This is a genomic window from Agrobacterium sp. A3-95, from assembly GCF_053521785.1.
This window is the reverse complement of sequence record NZ_JBNWDR010000008.1, coordinates 108338-123559: the sequence shown is the minus strand read 5'-3', so window position 1 is coordinate 123559 and position 15222 is coordinate 108338. Positions and strand designations below refer to the sequence as shown.

11 protein-coding genes are annotated in these 15222 nt (G+C 60.3%); 5 read left to right on the top strand and 6 right to left on the bottom strand.

Annotation, left to right across the window (positions count from 1 at the left end; translation table 11 throughout):
• Positions 1-20: 20 nt before the first annotated feature.
• From ACQZ5Y_RS20100 to ACQZ5Y_RS20085, 4 genes are all read right to left on the bottom strand, one after another.
• A complete protein-coding gene (locus ACQZ5Y_RS20100; protein WP_112192043.1) occupies positions 21-884 on the bottom strand; it encodes an ABC transporter permease in 864 nt (287 codons plus the stop codon).
• Positions 884-1738 carry an ABC transporter permease gene (locus tag ACQZ5Y_RS20095; protein ID WP_174051101.1) on the bottom strand — a complete coding sequence of 285 codons (855 nt, stop codon included), beginning with the start codon at positions 1736-1738 and terminating at the stop codon, positions 884-886. Before ACQZ5Y_RS20095 ends, ACQZ5Y_RS20100 begins: the two co-directional genes overlap by 1 nt.
• The gene (locus tag ACQZ5Y_RS20090; RefSeq protein ID WP_112291413.1) at positions 1738-2778 is read right to left on the bottom strand and encodes an ABC transporter ATP-binding protein; all 1041 of its coding nucleotides are present in this window, start codon (positions 2776-2778) and stop codon (positions 1738-1740) included. The genes ACQZ5Y_RS20095 and ACQZ5Y_RS20090 overlap by 1 nt, the downstream gene beginning before the upstream one ends.
• Positions 2779-2863: 85 nt before the next feature.
• The gene (locus tag ACQZ5Y_RS20085; protein ID WP_174051099.1) at positions 2864-4093 is read right to left on the bottom strand and encodes an extracellular solute-binding protein; all 1230 of its coding nucleotides are present in this window, start codon (positions 4091-4093) and stop codon (positions 2864-2866) included.
• A gap of 145 nt (positions 4094-4238) precedes the next feature.
• Here ACQZ5Y_RS20085 and ACQZ5Y_RS20080 point away from each other — a divergent pair, with 145 nt between their 5' ends.
• Positions 4239-5387, top strand: coding sequence for an ROK family transcriptional regulator (locus ACQZ5Y_RS20080; RefSeq protein WP_174051097.1), 1149 nt, complete (start codon positions 4239-4241; stop codon positions 5385-5387).
• A 57-nt stretch (positions 5388-5444) separates the two neighbouring features.
• Here the strand turns inward: ACQZ5Y_RS20080 and ACQZ5Y_RS20075 are convergent, their stop codons facing one another.
• Together ACQZ5Y_RS20075 and ACQZ5Y_RS20070 are read right to left on the bottom strand one after the other, a co-directional pair.
• Entirely contained in the window at positions 5445-7427 is a 1983-nt protein-coding gene (locus ACQZ5Y_RS20075; protein ID WP_174051095.1) for an acid phosphatase, read from the bottom strand.
• A gap of 231 nt (positions 7428-7658) precedes the next feature.
• Positions 7659-8939 carry an ABC transporter substrate-binding protein gene (locus tag ACQZ5Y_RS20070; protein ID WP_174051092.1) on the bottom strand — a complete coding sequence of 427 codons (1281 nt, stop codon included), beginning with the start codon at positions 8937-8939 and terminating at the stop codon, positions 7659-7661.
• Positions 8940-9133: 194 nt separating this feature from the next.
• On the opposite strand from ACQZ5Y_RS20070, the gene ACQZ5Y_RS20065 reads away from it, so the two are divergent.
• The 4 genes from ACQZ5Y_RS20065 to ACQZ5Y_RS20050 are packed head-to-tail and all read left to right on the top strand — an operon-like array spanning position 9134 to position 15222.
• Entirely contained in the window at positions 9134-11668 is a 2535-nt protein-coding gene (locus tag ACQZ5Y_RS20065) for a hypothetical protein (RefSeq protein WP_174051090.1), read from the top strand.
• Positions 11669-11672: 4 nt separating this feature from the next.
• The gene (bglB, locus tag ACQZ5Y_RS20060; protein ID WP_038495127.1) at positions 11673-12767 is read left to right on the top strand and encodes a beta-galactosidase BglB; all 1095 of its coding nucleotides are present in this window, start codon (positions 11673-11675) and stop codon (positions 12765-12767) included.
• Positions 12764-14116 carry a polygalacturonase PglB gene (gene pglB, locus ACQZ5Y_RS20055; RefSeq protein ID WP_174060246.1) on the top strand — a complete coding sequence of 451 codons (1353 nt, stop codon included), beginning with the start codon at positions 12764-12766 and terminating at the stop codon, positions 14114-14116. The genes bglB and pglB overlap by 4 nt, the downstream gene beginning before the upstream one ends.
• Complete coding sequence (locus tag ACQZ5Y_RS20050; protein ID WP_174051087.1) at positions 14116-15222, top strand: ABC transporter ATP-binding protein; 1107 nt, start codon at positions 14116-14118, stop codon at positions 15220-15222. The genes pglB and ACQZ5Y_RS20050 overlap by 1 nt, the downstream gene beginning before the upstream one ends.

Here is a 15222-nt window from a genome sequence, read left to right as displayed (position 1 = left end):
CCGGAGTTGGGTTGCCCGGATCAGATTTTCCCCATGCCCGCCGCCATCAGGTCGTCACGCAGAATGCGGCCGGCGATGATGAAAACGACGAGTGCGGGAAGAAGCAGGATGAAGGAGACGATGGAGGCGAGCGGGATCTGCATCGAATAGGGGTCGAGATACATGTAGAGCTTGATCGGCAGCGTCTGCACGACAGGCGCGCCGACGATGAAGGACTTGTCGAATTCCTCGAAGCTGCCGATGAAAGACATCAGGCCACCGGCCAGAAGGCCGGGCACCGCAAGCGGCAGGATGATGTGGATGACGATGCCGACCGTTCCCGCGCCGAGCGAACGGGCGGCATGGATCAGGTCGTCGGGAATGGTTTCGAGCGTCGCCGTCATCAGCCGTATCATCAGCGGCAGCGTGCCGACGATCTGCACAAGGATGACCCCGGTCACCGAATAAGCGAGACCGAAAAGAAGAAACACCTGGCCGATGCCGACAGCGACGACCAGCCCCGGAATGATGATGGGGGCCAGAATGAAGATCTCCACCAGCCGTTTCAGCCGGAAAGGAAAACGGGCCATGGCCCAAGCGGTTGGCAGGGCGATAGCGGCCGTCGAGAAAGTCACGACGATGGCGATGAGGATGCTGTTGACGGCGGCCTGGATGAGGCTTGCATCGCCAAGAATGCTCGCCCAGCGCGTGGTGGTGTAATCCTTCGGCACCACCAGAGGGGGCGTCCATCCATCGGCAATGCTCCACAGGAACATCAGCACCAGAGGCACGGCGATAGCGAGCGCCAGCGCGGTAAAGAGCCCGATGGAGACGAAAATCCGGTCGTCCGGCGTAAAGGTGCGGCGGCGGGTCATGGTGACGGGATCGAGGGCAATGGCGCTCATTACGCGTCTCCTCGGGTTTGGCCGGGGCCGATGCGGGATGTCAGGGAGTAATACAGAAGCAGGACGGAGACCGCGAAGAAGCTCAGCACCATGCCCATGGCATAGACCTGATTGAACCGCCCCTGATTGAACTCCGTGACCATGAGAACCGAAAGCGGCCGGGCAGTGGGCGGACCGACAATATCGGGAATGGCGTAGGAGCCCATGGAGCCGATGAAGGTAAGAAGGATGGCGGCGGTGATGCCGGGCATGGCAAGCGGAACTTCGACGAATATAAAGGTCTTCAGCCTCGAGGCGCCGAGCGTGCGCGACGCGTAACGGATGTCCTCCGGAATGGCGGCAAAGGCACTGGTGATGATCAGCGTCATGAAAGGTATCTGCTTCCAGACACTGGCGAGAATGACGCCAATGCCCCAGTCGTCACGCACGAGTTTGGGCAATTCAAGCCCGAGCGGCGCGACCAGCCGGTCGAGAAAACCGCCCCTTTCGAAAACGACGATCACCATCAGGCCGACGATGATGCCCGGCACCGCCATCGGCAGCTTGTAAAGGCCGCTGAACAGCTTGCGGCCGAGAAAGCTCTTGCGGATCAGAAGCGCCAGCGGCACCGAAGCCGCAAGCGACACCATCACCGGCATGACACCGTAATAGATGGAAGTCGTCAGGCCGCGGATCATCGACGGACGTGTGAAGATCCGCTCGTAGAACATCAGCGTGAAGCTGCCATCGTCCTGCCTGAAGCTGCCGATCAGTGCCGAAAGCAGCGGACCGCCGAAGAAGATCAGCAAATACCCCACTCCCGGCGCAAGCAGGACCAGCAGCTGGGCGCGCCTGTCGCGAAGCACCCCGCGCATCACGCCGCCTCCCCTGCCTGCCCGTCATCGAGCAAATGCACCGATCCGGGAAAACGCAAGGCGACCCTGCGTCCCGCATCGATAAGATTTTCCGCACCGGACTGGCTGATCTTGATCTGGTGGCCGCCGATTTCGACCGTATAGAGCGCATTGGCGCCCATGAAGGAAACGGCAGAGACCGTGCCGGCACCCGCCTCGTCGGCGCTGATGTGGATGTTTTCCGGGCGAACCGAAATCTGTGCGGAACCGGCAGCAGTCGCATCCAGCGTTACGGACTGCTCCCAGGGCAATTGCGCGTGCCTACCCTCAGCCAAGACCGGCAAAAGGTTGGTCTGCCCCAGAAAACCGGCGGTAAAGGCGTGTTTGGGCGCACGGTAAAGTTCGAGCGGTGTTCCCACTTCAACGACGCGGCCAGCATTCATCACCACGATCCGGTCCGACATCGCCATGGCCTCGGCCTGATCATGCGTCACATAAAGGCTGGTCGCGCCGATCCGGCGGTGAAGTTCAGTCAGTTCATGACGCAGCGTGTCGCGGAGCTTGGCGTCGAGGTTCGAGAGCGGCTCGTCGAACAGCAAGAGGCTTGGCTGCATGACAATGGCGCGCGCCAGCGCCACGCGCTGCTGCTGCCCGCCGGACAATTGCCGCGGCATGCGGTCCACCAGGCCGGCAAGATTACAGATTTCAAGCGCATGGGCGATGCGGCGCGCGCGCTCGTCCTTCGGGACCTTCTTCATCCTCAGGCCGAAACCGAGATTTTTGGCAACCGACATATGCGGGAAAAGCGCATAGGACTGAAAAACCATGGCGATGTCACGCGCTTCCGGCGGCGCCTGATCGATACGCTTGCCGCCCAGCCGGATTTCGCCTCCCGAAGGCTGGCTGATGCCGGTGAGGATGCGCAAAAGCGTGGACTTGCCGCAGCCCGAGGGGCCGAGAATGGTGACGAATTCGCCCCGCTCGACAGTGATCGACACGGGATGAAGCGCCCGGCTCAAACCGTAATCCTTGCTGATATTGCTGATCTCGAGTTCACTCATGGCGAGGCTCCCTCATGGTTGCGACCAAGGCTCCCGGACCGTTTGGCGGTTTCCAGCCCCACGGTCCGGTCGATCCGGGCAGGTGTTACTGGTTGAGCACTTTTTCATCGAGCGCTTCGGCAAGGGCCGTCGACATGTCCCAGAACGCCGGAACCGACAGGCGCGGATAAACGCTTTGCGGCAGAACATGCTCCTGTACGGCTTTGGGCATCAGATCGTTGGTGACATCCGCCCGCGGAGAGCGCGAAGCCTTGTTCTCCAGCTTCCAGAGCTGGAACTCCTTGCTCATCGCCATATCAATGAGAAGGAGCGCGGATGCGACGTTCTTGGCATTTGCTGGCACGAAAATGGCATCGCCCGAGCCGACCTGGCCTTTTTCCAGCAACGTGACGCGGAAGCTCTCCGGCAACTGCTTGGTGCCGAGGAAGCTCATGACCTGGTCTTCCCAGACGGTGCCCATGTAGAGCTGCTGGTTGTTGATCAGGTTAAGCGTGTCGGCGTTGCCGTTTGTCAGTTCAGCCACGGCAAGAAGACGACGGTAATATTCCCAGACCGGCGTAAGGCACTCGGACGTCATTGCCCAGTCTTCGGCCTGCTGCAGCGTCTGATTATAGTCGGTAAGCTGCTTGCGGCAGTCGCCGGTGAGATAATTGAGCGCCACCGAATAGATGAAGCCGCCGCCGGAGCCGCCCTTGGCTGGCAGGGTGACGCCAAGGCGCTTCGGGTTCTTTTCAGCCCAGACGAGAAGATCGTCGAAGCTCTTCGGCACGTCTTCGGCTTTCACGAAGGCGGAATCGTAGCCGAGTGCGGTCTGGTTGAGATGCACCAGAGGGAAGCTGCCGCCATGCGCCTTGCCGAAAACGGTCTCGGCCAGTTCCGGATTGTAATTGGCCATGTTGGGCAAGATCTTCGTCAGCGGAATATTGCCGACGACGCCCTTGGAAGACAAAAGCGGATAGCCGCCGCCGCCAGCGAAATAGGCGTCGACAGGCGAATCTTGCCCAGCCGCCTGCACGGCGATGAGCTGCTGGTTCGCCTGATCACCCTTCACGTCGCTATAGGTAACCTTGATGCCATATTTGGCCTCGAACCGGGTGATCAGTTCCTTCCACGTATCCGCGAAACTGCCGGCGAAATTGTACATCGTCACCGTGCCTTCCGCTTTGGCAGCGGGAACGACGATGTCATAGAAATTTTCGCGCGTGACCTTCGACAGATCGAAGTCGAGGTTCTTCATGTTGGTGTCCGCCGCAAGGCAAGGCGCTACCGTCGTCGCCAGCGCAAGCGCGGCGATCGCAATAAATTTCATGCTCATTGAATGGTTCCTCCTGGGGATCCGTTATTGACCGGCTTCTTATTACTACACTCTAAGTGTATTATTTGTGACAGTCCAGTGAAAAATGCCGTCCCCGGTGCGCGGCCCGAGTTGCGAAGGCCTTGTGCAGCCGCTATCCAAGGCCATGACAACAGATAAGACACCGCGCCAGACCTTCGACCGCCAGCCGCTTGCCAGCGAGAATGAGCGCCTCATTCTCGATATCGTGCGCCGCCACGGCCCCATTGCCCGTGCAACAATCACCGGTCACACGAACCTGACGCAGCAATCCGTGCATCGGTTGATCGAAGGCCTGCTGGAACGCGGCCTTTTGCGTACCGGCGCACCGCTTAAAGGAACGCGTGGCCAGCCGAGCCCGACCATTGAACTGGTGCCTGAGTCGGCCTATTCGCTCGGAATTTCCATCAACACTGACTCCGTGGTGATCTGCATCGCCGATTTCCGCTGCATGGTGGTTGTCGAAGAAAAATTGCGGATGCTTCCCAGCGATCGCGAAATGACGCTTGCCGCATTGTCGCTCGCTCTGGAACGGTTGCTGGCGGACCACGGCATCCCGCGCGACCGCCTGCTCGGCCTCGGCTTTTCAATGTCGGGATTTTTCGTGTCGGAAGATCGGGCGTTCAACGCGCCGGAACCATTGCGCGACTGGTCGCTGATGGACCTGAAACCGATCCTTGAAGAGAAATTCCGTCTGCCGGTCTGGCTGGAAAACAACGCAACCACCGGCGCGATCGGCGAAAGCCTTCGCGGCGTGGGACTGTGGTGCCAGACCTTCGCCTATCTATCCTTCAACTATGGTTTCGGCGGCGGTCTCATTCTGGGAGGTCAGCCATTCTACGGTTTTCACGGCAATGCCGGTGAATTCAGCGGCATCTTCAACCCGGATGAAGCCGACAGGCGGCCGGCGCTGCAATATCTGATCGCGACGCTGCAGAAACACGGGAGCGAGATAGATTCGATCGAAGCGCTCTATCAGCATTTTGACCCTGCCTGGCCGGGCGTCGAGGAATGGCTTGAGCGGACCATGCCGCAGGTGGACCGGCTGGTGGCGAGCCTGATTGCGGTACTCGATCCACAGGCGATCGTCTTTGGTGGACAATTGCCGCGCGCACTCGGCCGGATGATGATCGAACGTGTACACATGCCCTCGCAACGCGAACACCGTTACGGCATCGGCCCGCAGGAAGCAAAACTGGTGCTCAGCGAGACAGAAGGCGATTCCTCGGCACTCGGCGCCACATTGCTGCCGCTCAGGATCCGTTATTTCCTGTAACCAGGGTCGGCCGGGCGCGGCGATTAAACCGCGCCCGCAAAACCTCGGCCTCGCAGCCTATTCGACCACCACGGACAGCGCCGAGCCGGTATAAACCGGCCGCACCTTCACATTGCCCGCGTCGATCGCAGCGAAGGTGCCAGTCAGGCCGTCTGCGGCGATGACGTTGAAGCGCTTGCCGGCAGCGGGTGCGGCGCCATCGAAGACGAGCCGCAGGGTTGCACCATCAAGCGTCGCGTTGCCCTTGACCCGCAGCGGAGCCTTTTGCGGATCAAGCGCCAGCGTGCCGCCCGTCTGGGCATAATCGCCGCCAATGACGATGTCACTGTCGCCGTTCAGCAAAAGCGTTCCGCCGGAGACAAGCACGCCGCCTGTACCAAGCGCATTGGCGGAGGATGCCACAAGCGTTCCGTCCTGCAAGACGGTGCCGCCGCTATAGCTGTTGGCGCCGGTGAGCGTGAGCGCGCCACTGCCGGATTTGACGAGACGCCCTGCGCCGACAATATCGTTCGTCCAGCGGTCAGCCGCATTGAACCCGCCGGCTGCAGCATCCATCGTCACGTCGACATCGCCGTTAAAGGCACCATAACCGGCAGCGGCGGCCACCAGATTGATCCGGCCCCAGCCATTGCTGTCGTCAAGCAGCGGATAACCGGCCTCGATACCAGTGGAGAACAAGACGGCGCGGCGTTGCGCGGCATCGAGATAAGGCAGGCGTGTCTCCAGCAGAACCTCGGCACCCTTCGGCACCACCATGGGCGCATCGCCAACGGTTTTGTCGCGGCTAAAGGACATGGTCATACGCCGGCGATAATCAGCCTCGTTGGTCGCGGCATCCGCAAAAGGGTCTACATCCGGTTTCGCGCTATGGGCAAAGTCGATCAGGGACTGTCCCGCTGGTAAGCGTTTGGCAAAATAGGCCTGCAATTCATCATGCGCGACCTTCTTGAGATCGGCGTTTTTCGGATCCTGCAGAATAGCCGCGGCTATCGCGGTGGCCGTAATGCGGCCGCCGATCACGTCGACTGGCGAATGCATCCCCGCAACGATACGGCTTTCGCCGAGCTCGGAAGCGGCCGTCAGCAATTCGGAAAACCGCTCCGGCACAACGTAAGCATAAGTGATGGCGGCGAGATAGGCGGCATTGGTGTGACCGCTCGGAAAGCCGCCATCCTTGCCGCGTCCACGGTTCTCGCGCGCATATTTGAGCGCGGGCACAATGACGCCGGGATCGGTTTCGTAAGTTTCAAACTTGCGGTCGCCGATAGTCTCGGTGCCTGTCTCTATCACCTCGCCCTTGGCATTCATGCGCCATGGGCGCGGCGTGGAATAGAAATACTTCGCTGGCGACGTCGTGCCTTCCGGGCCACGCATTACCTTCATGAGGGCCACGACATCCTTCAGCTCGGAATCGGCCGCTCCAGCCTCGGTGCCCTTGTCCTCTTCCTTGCGCGTGATGACCTCGTTCGGATCGAAATCCGCCAGGGTGTGGTTGATGGTCGTCGTCGCGCCCGCGCCTTCGCGATACCACGGAGCAAGCGGCCCCATGCCGTCGATCATGCTGTAACCCTGCGAGCGGCGGTCTTTCATATAGGCGTTCAAGGCCGCGGCGGGGGTGCGGTTCTCGCCGGTTACGGAAAGCACGTAACGCATGTTTTCCTGCCAGACAGCGGGATTGACGGCCTTCACATGGCTGAAATCACTCGGACCGTCGCCATTGGCGCCGCCATCCGCCCATTTTTCATCGCCCAGCGTCCAGATGCGATTAAAACCCGAGAGGATTTCGATGACGGGATTGTCGCGGTCGTCATAGGCACGGACGTCTTCGCCCTTGGCATTCTTGCCAGTCTGGTTGCGATAGGTGTCGGAAAGCGGCAGCGGATATCTTGCTGCGGGTTCGGGTACCGTAATGGCATAACCCTGACCTGCGGGTTGAGTGCGCTCGAATGCCTGTGCGTTCGGGACAAGAACCAGCAATGCGACGGAGGCAAGCAAGGCCGACCGCACGAACGGAAAAGACGACATCTTCAGTTTAGCCATGACGAATCCTATGATTTCAGCGGATGACGCGTGACGAAGCGCGCACGCAGCTTCCGGCGCGCCTCGCCGTCAGCTTTTATGCCGGGCGTATTGCAGTTTTTTTTCGACTTGCTGATTAAGTCAGATCGCATATGCCACAACAGCCGGCGAACAAGCGGCGAAGTATGCCCGGAGCATAACTCCGGGCAGATCGAGAGCATCGTTATTTCGTGATGAAAGAACGGGCGCTCATCATTTCTTGACCGCAACGGCCTCATTGATCTTGGCGACATCGTCTTCCAGAACCTTGTAGGTCTGGTCGAGCGTCAGTTCGCCGACGATGAGCTGGCTCATGCGCTGGACGATCTGCTGATACATGGCAGTGCCACCCTTGGCGTGCTCGAATTCGCGGGCGGCCTGCGGAACATTCTTCTTGTTGTCCAGAAAGACCTTCATCGCCGCCTTGGCGTTTTCGCTCTTGAGCTTGTATTGCGGATCGACGATTTCGGCACCCGTCAGGATCACGTAATTTTCGGCGATTTCCCGCTGCACCTTTTCAGAGCCGAGAAATTCGACGAAATGGGCGACGTCTTCGGGATATTTGGTGCGCTTGAAGCCGACAATCGCAGTGCCGCCGGGCATGGCATAGCAACCGGCATCGCCGCAGGGGGCGTTGATCGCGGTCCATTCGAAGCTGTCACCGATCTTGTTCTGGAATGGATTGACCATCCAGTTGCCGGCCAGATAGGTCACGACATTGCCGTTGACGAATTCATCGCCCATGTTCTTGTATTGCGAGCCACCCGCAGCACCCCACATTTCCTTTGGGAAGCTGCCGTTCTGCGTCCATGAATAGATGTCGGAGATGTATTTTTTCACCGCGTCGTCGGGGAAGCTGAACTTGCCGTCCTTCACATAAGTCGCACCATAAGCGAAGGCGCCGCCAGAGAAGCGGTGGCCGGAGCGGTCCATGGTGAAGGGAATCTGCACGCCGGTCGACTTGGCAACGCGCGCGGACGCCTCGACAATCTCGCTCAATTTCGCGGTCGGGCCGGGCAAGGGTTCACCCGCCTGCTCGAACAGCGTCTTGTTGACGAAGGGCAGGTTCAGCGTCTGCGAGGCCATGTAACCGTTGATCGACTGCGGATCGTTGACACCAGGCAGACGAAGCTGGGCAAGGCTCGAGCCGTGCAGTTTGGCAAAGCCATCCGCATCCTTCATGTAGGGGCGCATGTCGAGATAGTAGGAAGCGAGCTGCCAGTCGGTGATCTTGGCAACATCCGGCCCCTCGCCCACCGCTAGCTGTACCGGCAGCTGCTTGGAAACGGCATCATAACCGGAAGACACGAAGTTGATCCTCACGCCCGGATTGGCCGCCTCGAACTCCTTGCTGAGTTCAGACATGCGCTGCACATAACCCTGGTCGTCATCCGTAAAAAGGAACGTGATCGTTCTTGTCTCGGCCTCTGCGACCGAAAGGCCGGCGATAGAGGCCAATACGAGGGCGCTAACGCCCGAAAACAGTTTCAGCATGCTCATCCTCCCAATGAAAAACTTTTCACAAATCGAATTGAAGTTCCTCGTCTTAATTCGATTTCGCTTGTTTTGCGACTTGACAGAATAAACGTCAAGCTGTTTGTTTCGGCTAAATCGCACAAATCGACGCAACAAAGCGAAAATAGATTTGTGAAAATAATTTCATAAAGGTCGACGGGAGGCGATCCATTATGACGGATGGACCATTGGCGACGGGCACGTCGCAGCCCACATATATCGTGCCGCCAGGCGAAACGGTTACCGCCTGGATCGTCTCGGATCTGGTGGAAACCTCATTTCCGGGAATTGCGGCACCGGCGGAAGACCGGGTCGATTATCGCTTCATCAACGGCTTTGTGGATGTTGGCGACCTGCCCTGCCGCAAGGCCTTTCAACAGAAGATGATCGGCCGCGACATCGCGCCCGACTCCAGCTTTACGGTTTCGCACCTCAACCTGCCGGGTTCCAATCGACGAGTTGAATTCACCGGTTTCTGGCATGTTCCGACCCATGTGCAGCGCTGGCTGAAGGGCACGTTCCGCAGCGACACCACAAGACAGGCGCATTTCCGGCTGCGCACCTGCGGCGGCGTGCGCATCTGGGTGGGCGGCGTGGAGCAGGTCCGCTTTAAGCCCTTTATCCGCAATGTCCAAAGCAGCCGCGATATCACGCTCGAACTTGCGGCCGGCGATAACGAAGTGCTGCTGCTTTGCGAAGATCTGGCGGAACGTGACATCATCTGGTTCTTCGAGCTTGAGGTTACGGACGCCACGCCGCTCACCGTCGTGCTGCCGGTGCCGCTCGACCGGGAAGAAACGAAACGTCTTGCCGCACTGGTGCGCGATGTTCGCCCCGCACGCGACGTTTTTTCCGGCGCGGCCCTCGAGCTGGTTTTCGGGGCAGCACCTGCCAGCGACCTTCCCGTCCACATCGCGGTGAAAAGCCACGGCCACGAGCGCGCCGCCCTTGCCGAGGTCGATACCGTGCTGAAAGCCGGGCAATCGACCCTGACGATCCCCGAGACGGTAGGCATTTCGGACGGATATCATGGCGTCAGGATCACCATCGGTTCAGGTGCCGGAACGGTAACGCGCGTCATCGACGCAGCCTTCATGGGCGATATGGCGCCACAACCGGCCGCCACCGATATTGCCGAGCGAAAGAAAGCGGCATTGTCCTTCAGCGCCCGCTTTGGTGCATGGCGCATCGGCCGCGCGCTGGCAATGGTCGCTACCGGCAGCGGTGACATGAAGACGATTTCCGGCATCGTCGATGCAACGCTGCGGTCCATCGACCGGCGTGAGGATTGTTCAGATTTCGTGCTGGTGCCGCTTCTCTGGCTGGTGCGCGCCTATGGTGACCGGCTTCCCCCTCAGATGCTTGAGCGGATCAACTCTTCTATTCTCTCCTATCGCTACTGGGTGGACGAACCCGGCAACGACGTCATGTGGTTCTGGAGCGAAAACCACGTTCTGTGCTTCCATACCAGCCAGCTGCTCGCGGGAGACTATCTGCCGGACGCCATCTTCAGCGCCTCCGGGCGCACGGGCAGAGAACAGACGGCACTCGCCACTGAGCGGCTGCAGCGCTGGTTCGACAGCGTCGAGGCGCATGGTCTCGCCGAATGGAATTCGGCCGCCTATTACCCGGTGGATTTCATCGGCCTTCTCGCCATCGAACATTGGGCCGAACCGGAACTTGCCGCCCGCGCCCGCCACCAGCTCGATCTCATTTTCGAAATGATCGCTCTGCACACGCTTGGTGGCGTTCCCTCCGGTTCCCAGGGCAGAGCCTATGACAAGGAGCTGCGCGCCGGGCCGCTGACCGAACTTGCACCTTTTGCGCAAGTCGCCTTCGGTCAGGGCTGGCTCAACAATGGCGTCGCCTCGCTGCCGATGTTCTGCTGTGGAGATTACCTGCCGCCACCGCATCTTGCCGCCCTGTCGCAACTGACAGGCGGCCGCATGGTCGAGGCGCGTTATGCGCAGGGACTGGAGCCGGGCAAACTCGTGCTCTTCAAGAACGAAGCAGCCCAGCTTTCCACTGTGGTGGACCACAAGACAGGTCGCAAGGGCCACCAGCAGCACGTCATGGACATCAAGCTTGCCGGCCATCCGATGGCGCGGCTGTGGGTCAACCATCCCGGCGAAGATGATCCGTGGGGCACACAGCGCCCCTCTTATTGGGCCGGCAGCGGCATCCTGCCGCGCGTGGCGCAGCACCGGGATATCGCCATGATGATCTTCGATACGGATGATCACCGCAACGACTGGACCCATGCCTATCTCGGTCGCGACGGGCTGGACGAGGTGGTGACGAAGGGTAACTGGCTCATCACCCGCGCGGGCCGCGGCTTTGCAGCACTTTATGCGACCAATGGGCTTGAACCTGTAACAGCAGGCGCCACCGCCGACCGCGAGATCAGATCACCTGGCCGCCGCGCTGGCTGGATCGGCATTATCGGCTGCGGAGATACGAACGCATTCGCGCACTTCAGCGAAAGAATTCTCGCCACGCAGGTCATGTTCGACGCCGACAGGCGCCTGCTGTCTGTCACGCCGCCCGGTGGCCCCGAACTCTCCCTCAACTGGGAGGGCAACTTCACCATCGGCGGGCACGCCATGGCCTTCGACCACGAGCAGCCACAGCCACAGATCACCTTCGACAGTGCCAAAACCGCCGCAGGCAACGGCGTGGCACAGCCATTTTACTCCTATGCGGAATGACCAGATGAACCAGCAAAGCATCGAGAAAGACACTCTCAGAACGACGATCGACAGCGTCGCCGCCGCCTTCAGCCGCCTCAAGGGCATACAGGAAGGCCTGGCGAGCGGCAGTTCCGACGGCAAGATTCAGTTCGATGAATGGGATTGGGAAGTGGGCGTTGGGCTTTACGGCTTCCTGCGCCGGGCGCTTGCCGCAAACGACCAGAAAGCTCTGGACGATCTCGTGACCTGGTACAGCTGGCAGATCGATCGTGGCCTGCCGCCACGCCAGATCAACAGTTCGGCGCCAATGCTGCCGCTCGTCATCCTCACCGAACATGTCGACCGGCCGGATTTCCGGGCGCTGGTTGAAGACTGGGCCGACTGGCTTGTGCACAAATTGCCGAAAACCGAAGATGGCGGCTTCCAGCACGTGGTAAAGGAGCGGCTTAACGAGGGTGAACTCTGGGACGACACGCTGTTCATGGCTTGTCTGTTCCTTGCCCGCGCAGGTGTGGTCTGCAAACGTCAGGACTGGATCGATGAGGCAGTCTACCAGTTCATGATCCATGCGCGTTACCTGTCAGACCCCGTAACCGGGCTGTGGTATCACGGCTGGACCTTCATCGGACGCCACAATTTTGCGCATGCCTTCTGGGCACGCGGCAATTCCTGGATCACCGTTGCAATCCCCGAACTCTTCGAACTGGTGCCGACGCTTGCCGAAAAGGACAAACGTTTCCTCGCCAATGTGCTTGCAAGCCAGGTGCGTTCGCTGCGCCAGTATCAGCGCGAGGATGGCATGTTCCACACGCTCCTCGACGATCCGACTTCGCCGGTCGAGACGTCGGCAACCGCTGGCATCGCCTATGGCATTCTGCGCGGCATCGAGGCAGGTATTCTCGGCGAAGAAAACCGCGCCCATGCCGAGCGGGCGCTGAAGGCGGTGCTGGGCAATATCGATGACGAAGGCGTCGTGCACGGTGTGTCGGACGGAACGCCCATGGGCCACGACCTCGATTTCTACCGCCGGATTCCCAATTTGCCGACACCCTATGGGCAGGCGCTGACGATGCTGCTGCTGATCGACGTCTTTCTGAAGAGGCCGCAGGCATCATGAGTGCTCACACCAATATCACCATAGCCGCCGAGGGCCGTGACGCCACTGCCGATATCCAGCAGGCAATAGATACAGCATCGGCCGCAGGCGGCGGCGTCGTGTCGCTCTTGGCCGGACGGCATGTCAGCGGCGGCCTTCATCTTAGAAGCGACGTGGAACTTCACCTTGCACAAGACGCGGTGCTCGCGCCGATTTCCGACTACGACGCCTTTGCCCATACGTCCGTTTCTGTCATCGCCGAGGATTCCGACCGCGGCATGATCGTCGCAAAGGGCGCGAGCAACATCGCCGTCACCGGCCCCGGCCGTATCGAGGCTGGCGGTGAGAACTTCATCATCGGTGACGACGAAGCCATGGGAACCTATGTGCCCGCGAAAAAGAGGCCGCGTGTCATGGTTCTGGAATCCTGCCGCGACGTTCGCCTTGAAAACCTCGTCGTCAGCGGTTCGCCAATGTGGACCCTGCACATGGTCGATTGCGAAGATCTGAGTTTCCGCAACATCCGTGTCGAAAACGATCGCCGCCTGCCCAACACCGACGGCATCGTGCTGGATGCCTGCCGGCGCGCACTGATCGAGGATTGCTCCATCTCCACCGCCGATGACGGTATCTGCCTGAAGACCAGCGCCGGACCGGATGGCAAGGCTGTTGGCGCCTGCGCTGATATCACGGTTCGCCGCTGCACTGTCTCAAGCATGAGCTGCGCCTTGAAGCTCGGCACGGAATCCTTCGGCGATTTCACCGATGTGGCGTTCGAGGACTGCAAAGTCATCGCATCCAATCGCGGCATCGGCCTTTTCTCCCGCGATGGCGGCGCCATGCGCAATATCCGCTTTTCGCGGATCGAGGCGGAGTGCCACGAAACGCCGGGCGGTTTCTGGGGATCGGGCGAAGCCGTGACTGTCACCGTGGTAGACCGCCGGCCGGAACGTCAGGCCGGTAAGGTTGAAAACCTTGTGGTGGAAGACCTGAGCGGCTCGATGGAAGGGGCGATAAACCTCGTCGCCACCTCGAGCGCCGGCATCCACAATGTCACGCTCGCGCGCATTTCACTGTCGCAGCAGCCCGGCCAACTCGGCACCGGCCTGCAATATGATCTTCGCCCGACCAATGCGGACATTGCACCAAGCCCGGAAGCTGCCGGCCGCGCCAATGCCTGGACACGCAGCGCCGACGGCAGGATCGTCGGACTTGAAGATTACCCCGGCGGCATGCCTGCGGTCTATCTGTCCGGCGTTCACGGATTTTCTGCGCGCGACGTTGCCATTGGAAGAACGATGCCCTTACCCAAGGGCTGGAATGCAAAAGAGATCGTCGCAGAGACGACCTTGCCCGAAGGGAGCAGGTAATGGGAAGTCTAAAGCTGGAAAACCTCAACAAGGCATTCGGTGCCGTTCATGTCCTGCATGATATCGATCTTCAGATCCAGAACGGGGAATTCGTCGTTTTCGTCGGTCCTTCCGGCTGCGGAAAATCCACGCTGCTGCGCATCATCGCCGGCCTTGAGGATGTGACGTCAGGCACCATCGGCATTGGCGGACGCGATGTCAGCGCGCTCTCGCCGGCCGAGCGCAAGATCGCCATGGTCTTCCAGTCCTATGCGCTCTATCCGCATATGAGTGTGCGCAAGAACCTCGCCTTCGGCCTTGAAAACCTGCGTTTCAAGCGAGCGGAAATCGAAAGCCGCATCAACGAGGCGGCACGCATGCTGGCTATCGAACCCTATCTCGACCGCAAGCCGAAACAGCTTTCCGGCGGCCAGCGCCAGCGCGTCGCCATCGGCCGCGCCATCGTGCGCGAGCCTGACATTTTCCTGTTTGACGAGCCGCTGTCGAACCTCGATGCGGCGCTGCGCGTGCAGACCCGCGCCGAAATCACAAGGCTGCATCGCGATATCAAGACGACGATGATCTATGTGACCCACGATCAGGTGGAAGCCATGACCATGGCCGACAAGATCGTTGTGCTGCGTGCAGGCCGCATCGAACAGGTGGGCAGCCCGCTCGAGCTTTTCGACAATCCGCGCAACCTCTTCGTCGCCGGCTTCCTCGGTTCACCGCGCATGAACATACTGAAGGGCACATTCGTCGCCGGCAGCGACGGCGGTTTCGCAATCGACTCCGGATACGGCGTGTCCCTGCCCTGCCTCGTCGATCCCGCCGTGGCTACCCCCGGAAAGGCAGTTCTGGCGGGCATCCGCCCCTCGCATTTTGTCATCACGCAGGAAAAGGGCCTGCCCTTCGAGGTGCAGTATCACGAGAGCCTCGGCACCGAGACCTATCTCTACGGCAATCTTCAGGGCCAGAAAGAGCAGATCATCGTTCACCAGGCTGGCCACTTCGCACCCGCTTCAGGCTCAATTCTGAACATCATGCCGGCGCGCGAAAGGGTGCATGTCTTCGACCCCGAAACCGAACTGGCGCTGCCGCGCCTCGACAGCCACGGGAGAGACTAG